This is a genomic window from Campylobacter sp. RM16190 (assembly GCF_012978835.1).
Lineage (GTDB): Bacteria > Campylobacterota > Campylobacteria > Campylobacterales > Campylobacteraceae > Campylobacter_A.
Genome location: NZ_LIWS01000003.1, coordinates 234,498 through 251,399 on the forward strand (window position 1 = coordinate 234,498; position 16,902 = coordinate 251,399).

Annotated in this window: 16 protein-coding genes; all 16 read right to left on the reverse strand. The window is 36.8% G+C overall.

The features are described 5' to 3' along the window. Position 1: 1 nt before the first annotated feature. Positions 2 to 2,371, reverse strand: a complete 2,370-nt coding sequence (locus CDOM16190_RS04975; RefSeq protein WP_170019134.1) for a tetratricopeptide repeat protein — start codon at positions 2,369 to 2,371, stop codon at positions 2 to 4. A 24-nt stretch (positions 2,372 to 2,395) separates the two neighbouring features. Continuing rightward, positions 2,396 to 3,886, reverse strand: coding sequence for an NADH-quinone oxidoreductase subunit NuoN (gene nuoN, locus CDOM16190_RS04980; RefSeq protein ID WP_170019135.1), 1,491 nt, complete (start codon positions 3,884 to 3,886; stop codon positions 2,396 to 2,398). Beyond that, positions 3,886 to 5,400, reverse strand: coding sequence for an NADH-quinone oxidoreductase subunit M (locus CDOM16190_RS04985; protein ID WP_170019136.1), 1,515 nt, complete (start codon positions 5,398 to 5,400; stop codon positions 3,886 to 3,888). Before CDOM16190_RS04985 ends, nuoN begins: the two co-directional genes overlap by 1 nt. Beyond that, positions 5,393 to 7,249 (reverse strand): NADH-quinone oxidoreductase subunit L, encoded by a 1,857-nt coding sequence (gene nuoL / locus CDOM16190_RS04990; protein ID WP_170019137.1) that lies wholly within the window; start codon positions 7,247 to 7,249, stop codon positions 5,393 to 5,395. The genes CDOM16190_RS04985 and nuoL overlap by 8 nt, the downstream gene beginning before the upstream one ends. Beyond that, positions 7,246 to 7,554, reverse strand: coding sequence for an NADH-quinone oxidoreductase subunit NuoK (gene nuoK / locus CDOM16190_RS04995; RefSeq protein ID WP_170019138.1), 309 nt, complete (start codon positions 7,552 to 7,554; stop codon positions 7,246 to 7,248). The genes nuoL and nuoK overlap by 4 nt, the downstream gene beginning before the upstream one ends. Next, complete coding sequence (locus CDOM16190_RS05000; RefSeq protein WP_170019139.1) at positions 7,541 to 8,074, reverse strand: NADH-quinone oxidoreductase subunit J; 534 nt, start codon at positions 8,072 to 8,074, stop codon at positions 7,541 to 7,543. Before CDOM16190_RS05000 ends, nuoK begins: the two co-directional genes overlap by 14 nt. Beyond that, positions 8,067 to 8,711 (reverse strand): NADH-quinone oxidoreductase subunit NuoI, encoded by a 645-nt coding sequence (nuoI, locus tag CDOM16190_RS05005; protein ID WP_170019140.1) that lies wholly within the window; start codon positions 8,709 to 8,711, stop codon positions 8,067 to 8,069. Before nuoI ends, CDOM16190_RS05000 begins: the two co-directional genes overlap by 8 nt. Position 8,712: 1 nt before the next feature. Further along, positions 8,713 to 9,702 carry an NADH-quinone oxidoreductase subunit NuoH gene (gene nuoH, locus CDOM16190_RS05010; protein WP_170019141.1) on the reverse strand — a complete coding sequence of 330 codons (990 nt, stop codon included), beginning with the start codon at positions 9,700 to 9,702 and terminating at the stop codon, positions 8,713 to 8,715. Between the two features lies 1 nt (position 9,703). Continuing rightward, positions 9,704 to 12,157: an NADH-quinone oxidoreductase subunit G gene (locus CDOM16190_RS05015; RefSeq protein ID WP_170019177.1), complete on the reverse strand. Its 2,454-nt coding sequence runs from the start codon at positions 12,155 to 12,157 to the stop codon at positions 9,704 to 9,706. A gap of 21 nt (positions 12,158 to 12,178) precedes the next feature. Further along, the gene (locus CDOM16190_RS05020) at positions 12,179 to 12,913 is read right to left on the reverse strand and encodes a hypothetical protein (protein WP_170019142.1); all 735 of its coding nucleotides are present in this window, start codon (positions 12,911 to 12,913) and stop codon (positions 12,179 to 12,181) included. Then, positions 12,910 to 13,146: an NADH-ubiquinone oxidoreductase subunit E family protein gene (locus CDOM16190_RS05025; RefSeq protein ID WP_170019143.1), complete on the reverse strand. Its 237-nt coding sequence runs from the start codon at positions 13,144 to 13,146 to the stop codon at positions 12,910 to 12,912. Before CDOM16190_RS05025 ends, CDOM16190_RS05020 begins: the two co-directional genes overlap by 4 nt. Next, a complete protein-coding gene (gene nuoD / locus CDOM16190_RS05030; protein WP_170019144.1) occupies positions 13,143 to 14,369 on the reverse strand; it encodes an NADH dehydrogenase (quinone) subunit D in 1,227 nt (408 codons plus the stop codon). Before nuoD ends, CDOM16190_RS05025 begins: the two co-directional genes overlap by 4 nt. A gap of 1 nt (position 14,370) precedes the next feature. Next, positions 14,371 to 15,165, reverse strand: a complete 795-nt coding sequence (locus tag CDOM16190_RS05035) for an NADH-quinone oxidoreductase subunit C (protein WP_170019145.1) — start codon at positions 15,163 to 15,165, stop codon at positions 14,371 to 14,373. Then, a complete protein-coding gene (locus tag CDOM16190_RS05040; protein WP_169973614.1) occupies positions 15,165 to 15,674 on the reverse strand; it encodes a NuoB/complex I 20 kDa subunit family protein in 510 nt (169 codons plus the stop codon). The genes CDOM16190_RS05035 and CDOM16190_RS05040 overlap by 1 nt, the downstream gene beginning before the upstream one ends. Further along, a complete protein-coding gene (locus tag CDOM16190_RS05045; protein ID WP_170019146.1) occupies positions 15,656 to 16,045 on the reverse strand; it encodes an NAD(P)H-quinone oxidoreductase subunit 3 in 390 nt (129 codons plus the stop codon). The genes CDOM16190_RS05040 and CDOM16190_RS05045 overlap by 19 nt, the downstream gene beginning before the upstream one ends. A gap of 109 nt (positions 16,046 to 16,154) precedes the next feature. Further along, complete coding sequence (gene cuyB / locus CDOM16190_RS05050; RefSeq protein WP_170019147.1) at positions 16,155 to 16,838, reverse strand: cysteate racemase; 684 nt, start codon at positions 16,836 to 16,838, stop codon at positions 16,155 to 16,157. Between the last annotated feature and the right edge of the window lie 64 nt (positions 16,839 to 16,902).

Below are 16,902 nucleotides of genomic sequence, written 5' to 3' on the forward strand. Positions count from 1 at the left end.
CCTACTCTACGAGCTTAATCTGCTCGGAGCATAGGCTTTTCCAAGAGCTTTCAAAATTTAGTCCGACGCACTCCTCTAGATATGGCTTAGCATCTTGTGGGCGTTTTTGCTTGATATAAATTTCTGAAATTTGTGCTAGTGCCCTTACTCTATCAACAGGCTCAAGCTTAGTTTCTAAAATACTTTTTAAATTATTAAGAGCCTCATCCAATCTATCAAGCCTATTAAGAGCGTTTATATAATCAAATTCCACTTTCGGACTAAAAGTATTGATATTTAGTCTTTTTTGCATATCTATTGCCTTCTTGGCATAGATTACAGTATTTAAAAAGTCTTTGTTCTTTTGTGTGATTTCAGACATCTTTGCATACACTTCAATAATCCTAAAGTCATTTTCCCTCAAATCCTCTATAGCTTTTATTGTAGCCATTGCATCAGATATTCTATCTAGCTTTATAAGTGCATCAAACCGGTCGAAAAATACAGGAGAGACGTCTGCATACTCCTCGTTAGCAGCTATTGCCAAAGCTTCATCGGCAACACGAACCACATCTTTATATTTTTGCATTGTAAGCAGTACGGAGCTTAAATTTACAAGCCACTCAACTCTATCTAGCATATTTGGCGAAGTTATATTCTCTTTAGCCAGCTCATAAGCGCTCTGATGTCTAGACATCCTCATAAAGCAGTTAAACAGCTTAAATTTAGCCTCTATGTCGGTTCTTATTTCATAGCCTTCGACTAAATCTACTACAGCCTTGCAATTATCCTTTCTTATCATCTCATTTGCCAAAGCAAGAGCTGCGAGGTTTAAATTTTTATTATTATCAGTGTCGTTTATATCCCTTACGACGTTTGCATATCGTAATACATCATTAAATTTTTTCTCTTTCAGGTATAGAGCAACTTGCTCTTTTAGAGCCTTTTGACCTATATCGTTTTTGCCGTATTTATCCATAAGCAGATCATAGTGCTGATGAAGCTTTGTCGAGTTTGCCTCATTTAGCTCAAAAAATAGCCTATCCATACCCTGATCAATTTGGGCTATATACCCTCCCTCTTTAAACTCTTTTTGATACTTTTGCAGATACTTATAGGCCTTTTCTACCTCTTTTGCAGCCACTAAGCTAAGTCCTAAATTTTTAAGAGCTATCTCATATCTATCATCACTCTTTTTTAAATTTAAAACCAAAATTTCATATATCTTAGAGGCTACGTCATTGATATTTTTATCGCGAAAAATTCCAGCCAAATCCATCGATTTTGAGATATAGTTTAGCAAGTAATTTGGATTGGCGTTTAAAATTTTTAGCATATATCCTTTGGCAATCTCAAATTGAGAATCGTCTATGCTACTATTTACTAAGCTCAAAGACGCTCTACTTGCCACATCAATATTATTAGACGAATAGAGCACATCTTCGTACATCCTAATCGCATCTTGTCGCTTTCCTGTGTTATATATCCTGTCGGCAAACTCCAAGATCGCACTTTTAGTCCAGCTAGAGTCCTTATGCTCATTCATCAATATATCAAGTATATAGTTTGCATCACTTGTCATATCCTGCTTGAGATATGATTTCATGACCAAATAAAGCACTTCAGGATAGTTTTCATCTGAGGCGAATAGCTTCATCCAAGCCCTACCCTCATCTACCATATTTGCGGGCGATAAATTTTCATGGCTATCTTTTGTATCAAAAATTTTATCAAGCGCCCTTAATCTATATAGCATAAATTCGCTTGTAAAAATGCTGTTTTGATGCTTTCTAAGCGCGGATTCGCTGCTGCTTATAACATAATCATAATGTTTGCTTTCATACTCTTTTTTAATGCTAAGATATGAATTTATATCGTGACCATCTGGATTTTCGATAGGTGCTTTATTTAGATCAAGAGCTCCTACACTCGGATATTTCATATCTTTAAATGTCGGAGCGAAATTTATTCCGTCTTTTTTTGTCTTATCAAATTCGCTAAAAAGTGGGTCTATGATGATAGAGTAGTGTTTGGATAAATTTTGATCCACCATTATTACACTATCTGTCTTAAATAGTGGTTCTTGATATGCGATTAGCCTTGAGTTGGCTCTTGGCACTATGGTTATCTTTGTTGAGTTTAAATCCTGAGTAAAGTTAATCTCGACCAAAGAGAGAATTTTGTCATCTATCTTTGGTATCGCTCTATCTTTTATTTCGCAGACGTAAATTTTATTATCATAAGCTAAAATTTCCTCCCTACAACCAAACTCACTATCGTTTTTTAAGTGAAGAATGCTATATGCCACTCCACCCTCTTTGCCTGAATTTAAGACCAAAGAGAAGGCAAAGGCAAGTATCGGAGAAAATAAGAGTAAAAATGTTTTTTTCATATTGACATTATAAAATTTTTAAATTTAAAAACCACTTGCGATAACGAAACTTGCGATAAACTCAAGCAATGAATCCACCATAAATATCGCCCCTATGGTAGTTATCGCGGCAAACCCCACGATGACCTTAAGTGCGCCAGAGGTATTTGCAATATAGAGGTTTTTATCACTTACTATTGGCTCTTTTAAAAACATCACGACAACTAGCTTTAAATAGTAATATATCGCTATCGCACTATTTAAAGCCATTACGACTGCTAAAACCACATGATCACCTGCAATAGCCGAAGATATCAGATACATCTTACCCCAAAATACGCTAAAAGGCGGAATTCCGGCTAAGGCAACCATAAAAATCGCCATTATCACCGCATAACTTGGAAGAGTCTTAATAAGCCCTGCAAATTTCTCATAAGGGTGTTTAAATCTTTTGTCCCAGCAGACTGTATCATCACATCTTGCAACCCAGAGCATAGAAAATGCACCCAAATTTGCAAACAAAAACATAATCCAGTATAAAAACAATGATACATTTGCTTGAGAGGTTCCTATAACTATAGCGCAAAGCACAAATCCGGCATGCGCTATAGAGCTAAATGCGAGCATCCTCTTAACATCTCTTTGAACTAAAGCCATAATATTGGCAAGAGTCATTGTCAAAATAGCAGAAATATAGAGCATATAATGCACCCAGTATATATTAGAATGCGCAAGTGCCTCAAATAGCCTTAAAGCCACTATAAATCCAGCCACTTTTGGCACTACAGACATATATCCCGCCAAAGGCGAATTGGCACCCTCATAGACATCTGGCACCCAAGTATGAAAAGGTATCAAAGAGAGCTTAAATCCAATAGCGCCAAACATAAACACACATCCAAGAGTTGCTATCATACTGCTTTGTAGTCCGTATTGCTTTATCACATCGGCTATTAAATTTATCTCGACACTTCCTGTCGCCATATAAAACATAGCAGCGCCAAATACAAAAAATCCGGAACCAAGCGCCCCCATCGTAAAGTACTTTATAGCAGCTTCTATTGATTTTATCTTATTATGAAGAGCGATTAGAGTATAAAGCGCCAAAGAAGAGGTTTCAAGTCCTATAAATATCAAGATAAGATTATTACTACTAACCATAAACTCAAATCCGGCTATCATAAATAAAAATAGCGCGTAAAATTCGCTTATTTCGTATTCAAAAAACCTCTTAGTGCTAAGCGAAAGCGGGATAAATAAAGAGGATGCTATAAGAATAATAATCTGAGACAAAACCGAAATACCATCAACTAATAACAGATCAAAAAAACCTTTTGATAGTATATTATGATCTATTACTATTCCGAGGTTTAGCATAATAGCTATCAGACAAAGCACCGTATAAAAGGTCTTTGACAGATCTTTTTTAAATGTGCCTATACAAAGAATAAAAAGCGCAAAAAAGATCAAAGATAGCATTGAGGCGACTGAGGATATATTTAACTCTTCTAAGCTTACAAATATCAGCTCACTCATTATCTACCTCCGATTCTATTGGAATTTACAATAAACTCTTTTGTCTCGCTTTTTAAAGATTTATTATACATCTTGACCATCATTTGATTTACGCTCATATCTATAGGTTTTAACATAATATTTGGGCTAACTCCAAGATATATTACAAGCAGACAAAGAGGCACGAGAGTAATAAGCTCCCTTAAATTTAGATCTTTTAGTTCTAAATTTTCTTCTTTATCACATACTCCGTAAAATACCTTTCTAAAGAGATTTAGCATATATATCGCACCCACTATGATGCCTATACCACCTAAAATAGCATATATGAAATTCGCTTTAAAAATTCCAACCAAGCTTAAAAACTCACCTACAAATCCTATGGTAAGCGGAAGCCCGATACTGCCAAGCATAACTACACAAAAAATCAAAGCATATCTTGGCATAACATTAGCAAGCCCTCCAAATTCCGCTATCATCTTAGTATGCCTTCGCTCGTATATCACGCCAACTAGCAAAAACAAAGCTCCACTGACTATACCGTGGCTAATCATCATAAATATAGCTCCACTAATACCCTCTATGTTCATAGCAAAAATTCCAAGCACTATAATACCCATATGCGAAATAGAGCTATAGGCTATAACCTGCTTCATATCGTCTTGAGCATAGGCTATTAGAGCCGTATAAATAACCATAATAACGGCTAAAATCGCGACTAGATTAAATAGCTCTACGCTAGCATCGGGAAACATAGGAAGAGAAAACCTTACAAAGCCGTAAGTTCCCATCTTAAGCAAGACCGCAGCAAGTAAAACTGAACCTATGGTAGGGGCTTGACCGTGAGCGTAAGGAAGCCAGGTATGAAACGGAAACATAGGAGTTTTTACCGCAAAGGCAATAAAAAATGCCAAAAATAGCCAAATTTGAGTGTTTAAAGGTAGCTGTAAATTTTGCCAATCTATTATAGAAAAACTCCAAAATCCATTTGTCCTATAGTGCAGATATGCCATCGCCAAAATCGCTACAAGCATAAAAACAGAGCCAAAAAAGGTATATATGAAAAATTTAACCGCGGCATAAATTCTATTTCCGCTTCCCCAAGCGCCTATTATATATAACATAGGAAGCAGGCTAAGCTCCCAAAATATATAGAATAAAACCGCATCAAGGGCCAAAAAGACTCCCATCATCGTCATCTCTAAAAAGAGAATCGATATGACAAGATGCTTTAAATTTCCCTTTAAATTTAAAGATATAAGCCCGATAAAAGTCATAAATGAGCTTAAAATAACTAAAAATAGAGAAATTCCATCAACCCCTACAGTATAGTTTACATTTAAAAACCCAACCAAAGAGAGATGATTTATAAGGCTAAATTCCTCAATACTTCCGCTAAAGCTAAACCACATAAAAAGAGTCAACAAAAACTCTATAAAGGCTATACAAACCCCATAAACCTTAATGCTCTTCTCGTCTATCAAAAAGCCAAGCATTGCAGCAAAAGCCGGAAAAAATATTATCAAACTAAGCATTTATGGCCTTTGTAAACAAAAATGCAAGGGTTAGCAAGATGGCAAATCCAAGCACCATCAATCTAAGCATGACACTTAGATCTCCGCTTTGCATATTGTCTGAAAATTTAGCCAAAGAATGGATCGATTTTGCGATAAAATCAACACTTCTATCTATTATAGCCTCGTCAAATTTTCTGCATATCTTTGATATTGCCTGATAACCTCTTACAAAAAATCTATCATAAATTTGAGGTATATAGTATTGTCGCTCTAAAATTTTATAAACCCAAAATTCTTTAACATCTTCTTTAAAAATCCCTTTTTTATATGCAAATACGGAAAAAACGGTTGAGAGAGAAACTATCAAAAGCGTAAAAATTACCATAAAATTTCTAGTGCCGTCTTTAATATCAAATAGATAATCTGGCAAAACTATAGTTGAAACGATCTCAAATTTATGCTCTAAAAATCCTGCCAAAAATGACATTATCACAAGAGGCACAAGAGAAATTATAGTAGATCTGTTCGCCTCATGCGGATGGTGCTCAAATTTGCTATCTGTAAAAAACACAAGCATTATAAGTCTAAAGCTATAAAATGCTGTCATGGCGGCTGTGATTAAAAGAATGGCATATATGACAAAATTTCCTTCGCTAAACGCTACTTCTAAAATTTTATCTTTAGAGAAAAATCCTGCAAATGGATAAAATCCGGCCAAAGCCACAGAGCCAATAACCATAAATATAGCGGTTATCTTCATAAATTTATAAAGCCCACCCATCTTTTTGATATCAAGCTCATCATTCATCGCGTGCATTACGTTACCGGCGCATAAAAACAATAACGACTTAAAAAAAGCGTGAGTGGTAAGGTGAAATAGCGCTATCCAGTAAGCTCCAAGCCCTGCGGCTACAAACATATAACCAAGCTGAGATAGCGTAGAATAAGCTATTATCTTTTTTAGATCTCTATTTACAAGGGCCATCGATGCCGCAAATATTGCTACAAAAGCTCCAAGATAGGCTATAAAGCTACTAATCTCTGGAGTTAGAGCAAAAATTTCATTGGCTCTAATGACAAGATAAACTCCGGCTGTTACCATCGTAGCGGCATGGATTAGAGCCGATACCGGAGTTGGTCCCTCCATAGCATCTGCAAGCCAGGTATGAAACGGAAACTGTGCGCTTTTGCCCATAGCGCCCACAAACAGGCAAACGGCAATGAGTATTATCAGATAAGAATCGGCCCTTGAAACCATACTAAAAACCTCATCATATCTTAGGCTTCCAAACTCTTGATAGATTAAAAATATTCCTACTAGCATAGCCAGATCCGCTACTCTATTCATTATAAAGGCTTCATTTGCCGCCCAGCTTGCGCTCTGTTTTTTATACCAAAAGCCAATTAAAAGCCAAGAGCATAATCCCACGCCTTCCCAGCCTATAAATAGTCCGATAAAATTATCGCTCATTACAAGTATTAGCATAGAGAAGACAAACAGTCCAAGATAGCTAAAAAATCTATTAAATCCCGCATCATTATGCATATAGCTGATAGAATATATATGCACTATACTTGCCACTATGCCAACAACGGACATCATTATGACGCTTACCTCATCGATGATAAAGCTAAATTCGCTCTCAAATCCGCCGGCTATAATAAAGTCCTTAAGATAGATCTCAATCTCTCCACCAACTATTACTAAATTTAAAAATATCAAAGAAGACACAGTACTTAGCGATATAAGAACCGAGCATACGATGCCCACAAAGCTCATCTGTCTTGAATGTGAAAAAATACCCGCAAATATAGCAGAAGCAAGCGGTAAAAACAGAGAGGTCAGAAATAAAACGGCTTGACTCACAACTCTCTCCTCATGCTCTTCATGCTTGAAATCTCTATGGAGCCGGTCTTTTTATACCAAAGAACCAATAGCCCAAGTCCTACTGCAACTTCGCTAGCGGCGACCGCTATGATAAAAAAGGCAAAAATTTGCCCTGTCATATCCCCGCTAAATTTAGATATCGCGGCCAAAGCCACATTTGCTGAGTTTAATAAAATTTCAGTAGAAAAAAATAGCATTATTAGGTTAGTTCTTTTTATGATGCCAAAAATACCGAGTCCAAACATAATCGCCGAAACTATCAAATAGTGACTAAGCGTTATCATCGCTATCTCCCCTATCCATATCTTTGTGAGCGAGCACTATAGCGCTTACCATAGCAACAAGTAGCATTACAGCCGCCAATTCAAACACAATTAGATATTTTGTAAATAGCAAAATTCCTATCATCTCAACATTACCGACATTTTCTACGATAGGATATTGAGCGTTTAAATTTGATGAGACGATCGGAGCTACGAATATAAGCACCAAAACAAGAGCAGATAATACGCTAAGAGTGTATATTAGCCTATTTGCTGCCTTGCTTCTATTTTCCACTACGTCTTTGCTGACATCAAAGAACATCATAGAAAATGCGTACAGAACCATTACGGCTCCAGTATAAACGATTATTTGCACAACTCCTAGAAATTCAGCCCCAAGCAAAAAGAAAAATCCGGAAATAAAGATCATTCCGCCCGCTAATGCACTCATAGCATAAAGAACATTGTTACTAAATACGCTTATACCAAAGCATGCTATAGAGGTAGCGGCGAAAAAATAAAAGGCTACTACTTCAAACATATTTATTTTCCTTTGAATTTTTACTCTGTTTTTCTGGCTCATTAGAAATTTCATCTATATTTATATATGCATTTGGGGTTGCTTTGACAAATTTATCCGCATCCTCTCTTAAGCTACCATATCCAGGAAATTCCACCTGTTCACAAAGCTTATCTCTTGGAGTTAAAAGATCCTCTTTAAAGCCAAAATAAGCTCTTTGCTCGCTTGCGTTTTCATATTCGCTTCCATGCACTATGGCAATTTCCGGACAAACATCGGCGCAAAGCCCGCAATATACGCATCGACCATAGTTTATAGAGTAGTTTACAACTCTCTTACGTCCATTCTCATCAAGCTTAGTTTCCATAGCGATACAGTTACTCACGCAAATTTTCTCACAAAGCCCGCACCCTATACATCGTTCGTTTTCACTCTCTATAAATCTCATAAGCTTATGCACGGCCCTATATCTAGGGCTAAGCTGCATCTTTTCAAGAGGATATAAAAGAGTATGCGACTTACCGCCAATCATCTCTTTTAGAACTATCCAAAGCCCCTTAAAAAGCTCGAGCTTAAAGGTTCGCCTTACTAGCCTTTTAAATTTATCAATATTAGAGATCGCCGCATCATCTGTTTTTATAAAAATATAATCTTTCATCTCACACCAACACTAAACCGGTTATCAGGATATTTAAGACAGCCAAAGGCATCAAAACCTTCCAACAAAGCCCCATAAGCTGATCAACTCTGACATGAGGCCAAGCGGCCCTAGTCCAAAGAAATAGAAAAAATATAAAGCTTACTTTTAAAAGTATCATCAATCCGCCCGGCAAAAACCAAACAGGATTAAATCCGCCTAAAAACACAAGGCTTACCAAAAACGAAGCCGTTATCATATTGGCATACTCACCTATAAAAAACATCGCCCATCGCATACCGGAATATTCGGTACCGTATCCAGCGATTAGCTCCGTCTCATTCTCGGTCATACAAAACGGGGTTCTGTTAGTTTCCACAAAGGCCGATATCAAAAATAGTATAAAAGCCAACGGCTGCTTAAATATAAGCCAACCTCCAAGTCCGGTGTTTTGGTAACTATTAATATCTATTAAGGATAAAGAGCCGACCATCATGATTACGCTTAGAAGCGAAAGTCCCGTTACAACCTCAAAGCTAATAAGCTGCATAGAGGCCCTTGCCGCAGCTATAAGCGCATATTTATTATGGCTTGAAAGTCCGGCAAGAAGCGGAGATAGCACGCAAACCCCTCCAACTCCAAGCACATAAAGCACTCCCACACCCACATCGGCTAAAATTGGCCTAATTGTGCGTCCAAAAAGTGTAAATTCTGGGAAAAACGGCACTACAGCAAGTGCTGTAAAGGCTCCAACAGCAGAAATAATAGGCGCTATCATAAAGATAGGTCTGTTTGCAAACTGAGGGATGATATCCTCTTTAGTAAAGAGCTTTATCATATCTGCCACAAGCTGCAAAATACCTCCGGGACCAACCATACTTGGACCTATTCTACGCTGCATATATGCTAAAACCTTTCGCTCGGCATACGTTCCAAGACCAGCAAGAGTGGCAAAAACGGATATAACAATAAAAGATTTAACGATAGTTTCGACTATAAAAAACCCGTCCATATCACGCCCTCTCTATCTTTAAATTTGCATATCTGCTTATAAAAAACGGCTCTATATCAATATGTTCGTCAAAATCTCCAATATAAGCCGCTACACCCTCTAAATCGCTATCCAGTTTTAGCCTAATAGCTAAAGTTAAATTTTCATTTTTTAAATTTACTATCTCGCTATCCTTAAAGCCGTTTTCGTCTAAAAATCCGCTTGATACATACAAGGCTCCGGTTTCATTTAGCTGAGAAGCCATATTTGTAAATTTTGAAAATTGATGAATAGGATTTGCCCTATATATATTAAATTTAATCTCTTCGCTCTTTAAATTTTTAAAATCAAGCCTTGCTTCACTATTTATTTTTTGAGATTTTAAGAGATACCCTCTTTTGCAAGCTCCTGAATTTTCATAAAAATTATCAAGCTCATCAAACTCCACTCTTTCAAATTCATCAATATCTCCAAGCTTTAACGTATAGTCAATTGTCCATTTAGAACTGATTCCAAGCTCGTTTGCCAAATCGTTTAGAGTATAACCCTCATATTTTAAAGCCGCATTTGTAGGCACAACGCGCTTATCGTAATTACTAAAGGTTCCTTCTTGCTGAGTAAGCGCAGGCGCATCGATATCACCTTCAGAAATACTCATAGTAAAATCTGCCTTTTCGTTATATCCAAAGCTAAACCCGCTCTCTTCATTTGATAATTTACAAATTTTAGCAACTCCGAGAGAATTTGTTCTAGGTGGGATTAAAATCACCTTGAACTTCGTAAATTTGGCTATAAGTCCTGCAAGAGCGGCTAAAGTGAGGGCATTTTCATGACAGTAAAAATCCTCTCCGATAATCAGTGCAAAATTTTGCTTTTTATCGGTTAAAGCCTTTATTCTATCCTCATCAATGCCTAAATTTAGAGCAAATTTTGAAACTTCTACGCTTATTTCCTGTTCTTTTTTTTCATTAACCTGCTTTTTAACTACCTCTTTAATCTCTTGCGTTTCGCCGTTTTCATCGGTAATCTTCTTAACGATCTCTTCTTCTATCTCTTTTGGCTCTAAAATTTCTACTATTTTTTTAGAGATTATTAAATTTTCTTTTAAAAATTTATCAAGATCACCATCTAAATTTTCTGCAAAATTTTGCAAAATCCAAAGCAGTATATCAAGCTCTAAACCCGCTTTATGATGAATAAAAAGCAAATTTTTAGAGTAGTTTTTAATAACCTTATCTGCTATTGCATGAAAGTAAATTACCGAGGATTTATTGATTTTAAGCGCGTTATTTAGGGCGTAGCTTATATTGGGACTGTCATATCTTAAAAGAGTTCCTACACTTATAATAAAATCCGTTTTATTTAAGCTTTCTACATCGCCGCCATATAGGCTCTCGCCGCTAAATTTAGCAAATTCGTTTAAAAAGTCCTGATATTTTTTAGCCTCGCTATTTACTAAATTTAACCCGAATTTTCGCCTTAAACGCTCTAAAATTAAGGCTTCTTCATTTGTGATAAAGCTATTAAATTTTATATTTTTTACTTCACCGTTTTTAAATTTATCCACTATCTCTTTAAATTTACTCTCATCTTTTTTAGCATTTTCATTGGCAAAATCATATCCGTATCTAGCTGCCGTATTTAAAGTGGTAAAGTGAAAATCGTTACTAACTCTATAAATTCTCTTTTTGCGATTTTCTATCCCGCTCTCTTTAATGTCGTAATACATCAATTCACAATCGCTTGAATGCGGATTTGAAGCAGGTATTTTGGTTAATTCCCATGCGTTTGAGCTGTATTGAAACTCACTTCCCATAAGAGCTCCGACAGGACATACGCTAGTACACTCACCGCAAAATGAGCAGTCCAAATTTGCTCCCACACTAGGCGCTATAAGACTCTTTTGAAATTTGTTCCAAACAGCAAAAGCATCTTTTGGCATACTGTCTTTTAACTCCTTAGCAGGCTGATCGCCGCCTCTTGGAGTAGTTTTTAGCGCACTTTCGCCGATCTTATCAGAACATACGGTAACGCACCTCTCGCAAACTATGCAAAGAGATGGATCGTAGTTTATCTTACCCCAATTTTTATGAGGTTTATGAGTATCTTTGATGGCGTATTTTTGACTGTTTACTCCCATGAGCGTAGTAAAATTTTGTAACTCGCATTCTCCGCTTTGATCGCATACTCCACACTCAAGAGGGTGATTTATACAATAAGTTTGCATAATAGCATTACGCTCTACGCTAATTTCATCAGTATTTGTAACTACATTCATGCCCTCTTTGACTTTCGCATTGCAGGCATATACTCGCTTTCCATCAGCCTCCACCATACATAATCTGCAGGCCAAAGTTGCCGAACATCCGGTAAGATAGCAGATTGCAGGGATAAATATCCCGTTTTTTCTTGCGGTGCCAAGTATATACTCACCTTCATATGCTTTGCATTCTATGCCGTCTATAAAGAGGGTGATTTGCTCACTCATATTATCATCTCATCCTAATTTGCTAATTTTTGCTACTTTGAAGTTGTAGCCATTAATTTGACTATCTTTAAATATCGCCACAGTTCCTTTCATCGCGCTATTTAGTCTAAATTTTCTCTCTATATCAAGTCCATTGGCTCCTACTTTAATCTCATCTCCATCTTTTACTTTGGCCGCAATAGCAAAGCTAGAAGACCCTACAAGCTCACGGCTATCTCCGACAAGTCCGAAAACAACGCTTCCATCAAAGCTCTCAAGCTCTTTTAACTCATCTAAATTTCCGTCAGTCTTAATTTCTTCAATCTTACTATCCGCAACAATAGTGTTTAAATTTAGCAAATTTAAACATTCAAATATCATCTTGGAGTCTGGATGTGAGAAGAAAGTGCTGTCTATTATGATATTTTCGCAATCTTTCATAAAAACAGCAAGGTCCTCAAACTCCTCTTCTCCGATATTGCACTCTCCGCTTAAAAAGCCTTCATCAAGCTCATCAAAATACTCTTTGACGTCGCTTTCAAATTTTGAAAAATCAAGGCAGTACTTGCAAAGAAGAGCTAAAACATAGCTAATAGATCCTATTTCGCAACGAATTAAATTTTTGCTACCTAAAACTTCATCCTCAAAACAAGAGATATAGATAAAATCTTGATTTTTTAGCTCGTTTGCCAAAGTCAAATTTTGAAGGCTAAGCAGACTTGCAAGACTTAATGTTTTTGCACCTTTAAACTCTTTAAATTTCATATTTGCCCTTTAATTTTCTTCACTACTATAGTCCAATCTACCTGATTAAATTTAAGCGAATTCATAAGCTCACAGCTCTCTTTTCTTATCAAATTTACACTTTTTTCGATATTGTCAAACTCTAAAGGCTCAAATAAAAATATACAGACCTCGCCATCGTTTAGCCTTTTTGCCTGATTACTTAATTCGCTTAAAAATTCACTTTTTAAATGTCTTAAATCAACTCTTTTCATCTATCGATTTCACCTAAAATTATATTGCTACTACCTATTATAGTAACCACATCAGCCACATATTGTCCCACTAAAAGCTCTTCGTAAAGCGCACAGTGAAAAAAGCTCGGAGCACGAATTTTCAAGCGATATGGACTACTCTCTGCAGTAGAGTAAATATAAAATCCAAGCTCTCCCTTTGGCGACTCGGTAGGATGATAAATCTCTCCGCGCTTTGCCTTAAGCCCTTGAGTAACCAGCACAAAATGCTGCATCAAAGAGTAGTTTTGTGTCATTATCTGCTCTTTGCTGGCGCTTACAAATTGAGGCGAATTGGCTAAAATTTCAGGTCCAGAGGCGTTATAAAGCTTTTCGCACTGAAGCAGTATCTTCACACTCTGCCTCATCTCTTCCATATAAAGCTTATATCTTGCATAACAATCGCCAATATTTGAGTAAGGCACCTCAAAATCAATCTCGTCATATACCAAATACGGCTCAGCCTTTCTAATATCAAACTCTACACCGCTAGCTCTTAGCATAACTCCTGAGCATCCCCAGCTAAGAGCCTTTTCACGGCTTAAAACTCCAACTCCCTCAAGCCTCATACGCCAAATTCTATTCTCGCTTAAAAGTCCTTCATAAGTGGCTACATCGCTTGGAAATTTATTACAAAACGCCAGCAGTTCCTCAGTCCAGCCGCTAGGTAGATCAAGAAATACTCCGCCTATCTTAATACTTGAATGCGTAAGCCTTGCACCGCAATACTTTTCAATCAAATCTAAAATATACTCACGTTCTCTAAAAGCGTATAAAAATACGGTCATTGCGCCCACATCAAGCGCGTGGGTGGCTAAAAATAAAAGATGCGAACTTATGCGGTTTAACTCCAAAAGCATAGTTCTTATTATCTGAGCTCTTCTTGGAACTTCGATATCACAAAGCTTTTCAACTGCCGCGCACAAGGCATAGTTATTAGCACTTGAAGCTATATAATCGACCCTATCAGTTACCGGCAAAAACTCTTGAAAGGTCATATTTTCAGCCATCTTTTCAACGCCTCTATGCATGAAGCCAATCTCAGGCATAGCGCGCACAACCTTTTCACCGTCAAGCTCAAGCACTAGCTTTAGCTGCCCGTGCGCAGAAGGGTGCTGAGGGCCGAAATTTAGTATCATTTTTCCATTATTTTCTTCAAATTCTATATTTTCAAAAAATGGTCTAAGTTTGCTAGGATTTTGCATTCTAAGGTCTTTTTTCCAAAATTTTACTTTTATTGCGTTTTACGCGTTTAACAAAGGCTACGCCGCCATCTTCTTGATACTCTTGTAAAATTTTCTCGTCTCTTGGCTCAGCTCCACGCTCAACCTCGTGATAAATTCGCCCAAAGTTAAATGTGTCTTTGCTATCTATTTTGGCGCTATCTCTATTCTCAGGACCTATTATCTCGCGATATTCACGACCGAAAATTTTATCAACCTCATACCATCTGGCATGCTCATCTCCATGCAATGGATAGCTCTTCAAAAGAGGGTGCGAATGCCAATCATCAGGCATTATAAGACGTTTTAAATTAGGATGGTTTTGTATAAAAATTCCAAACATATCATACATCTCTCGCTCCGACCAATTGGCACTTTTGTAAATTTCAACCACACTTTTAAGCATTTCGGCTTTTTTTACAAAGCATTTTACTCGCGCTCTTTTTTTATTTGATATAGACAAAAGCTGATAAAAAACTTCAAATCCACCCTTTTGAGAGATAAAATCAACCGCCGAAATTTCAGACAATACCTCGTATCCAAGAGATTTAAATATCCTGAGAGCCTTTAAATTTTCACTACATTTTACATAGACTACAAATTGACCAAGTTCTATATATGAGTCTAAAATTTCTAAATTTTCAGAGTTTAAAGCCTCTAAATCCTCATTAAATTCACTCTCTTGCACATTAAATTTCTTAGTTTGTTCAGCAACATAAAATGAATCCTTGTAATAGTGCTTTTTCTGAGCATTCTTTCTATCTTGATACTCTCTCATCAAACTAACCTTTTTGGAGCTTGCGCCCTAAACGGACTCTCTTTGCGAATCTTTTTTTGAAGTATCATTAGCGCATATTGAAGAGTTTCTGGCCTAGGCGCACATCCTGGCAGATATATATCAACTGGTATTATACGGTCCACTCCTTGCACAGTTGAATAGGTATTAAACATGCCTCCGGTATTTGCACAGCTTCCCATCGATATGACCCATTTTGGCTCAGCCATCTGATCATATAGCCTACGTGTAAATTCGGCATGCTTTTTAGTAAGAGTTCCGGCTATTATCATTACTTCAGAGTGTCTAGGAGAGGCTCTAAAAATCGTTCCAAACCTATCAAAGTCATATCTACTGGCTCCGCTTGCCATCATCTCTATCGCACAACACGCAAGCCCATAGCTAAGTGCCCAAAGCGAGTTGCTCCTACCCCATTGTACAAGCTTATCAACCGTAGTAAGCACTACCGGCAAACCGCCATTTTGTGCATAATTTATCTGATGTCTTGCCACGTAAACGCTCCTTTGCCCCACGCATAGATAAATCCTATCGATAAAAGTATGATGAAAAATGCCATCTCAATAAATCCAAATAATCCTAAAATTTTAAAATCTACAGCCCAAGGAAACATAAATATAACCTCAACGTCGAAAAGCACAAACAAGATAGCGTATAAAAAGTAGTGAATATTTATCCTGTTTGGCTGCTTGACAACCTCTGGTCCGCACTCATAAATAGATAGTTTTAGACGCTCCGAGTTTTTATTTGCCATTTTGCTGCCAATTTTGCTTGATAAAAATACAATCAAGCTAAATACGATAATCGACAAAATAAGTATTACAAAAGCACCAAAATATGAGCTTGTAAATTCAAAATGAGACATTTAATGCCTTTTAAAATTTGTATTAATATAGATTTTATAGAAATTTGTTTTAATAGGCGTTTAAATGTAGATGTTAAAAGCGGTAAGTAAGCTAGCTAGTATAAAATATCTATTTCTCAAGACTAAATTTCACTGCAGCCTTAGCAAGCTCAAAAGTCGCATCAACAAATTTATCTTTTTTCTTTGCATAAGGCAAAAATAGCGGTATTTCGGTACAAGCAGCTATATAAACATCGGCTTGAATTTGATCTATAGTGTCATTAAAAAGCTCGACATACTCTTTTAGTTTATTTGCTTTCGCACCCTTATAGATACAATCCATTATATTTTCAAGTAAACTTTCTGGGATTTGCACACACTCAAAGCCATTTTCTACAAGTTTATTCTCGTAAATTTTAGCCTTTGTGGTTCCTGTTGTCGCTATAACGGCTATTTTTTTAGCATTTGGATACTCTTTTTTAATCGCATCTACGGCAATGCCTGCTATATGAAGTAGATTAATCCCCGTATCTTCTACAAGCCTATCTGCAAAATAGTGAGCCGTATTGCACGCCATGCAAACCGCTTCACATCCTGCGTTTTTAAGCCTTAAAGCGGCCTCTTTCATGAAAGGAAACGGATCTTGCCCGCCGTGAAGTATATAGGCGGTTCTATCAGGAATTTGTGGATAATTATCGATGATTATAGGTATATTGTCTTGATCTTTTTTAGCATCTGTAAGTTCAACCATTTTAGCGTATAAATCTATTGTAGCAAGTGGTCCCATTCCGCCTAAAATTCCAACTCTTTTCATCTTATTATCCTTTTAAAATTTAAAAAAGCCAAGAGAGTGTCTCTTGGCTAAATTTATTTTGTTC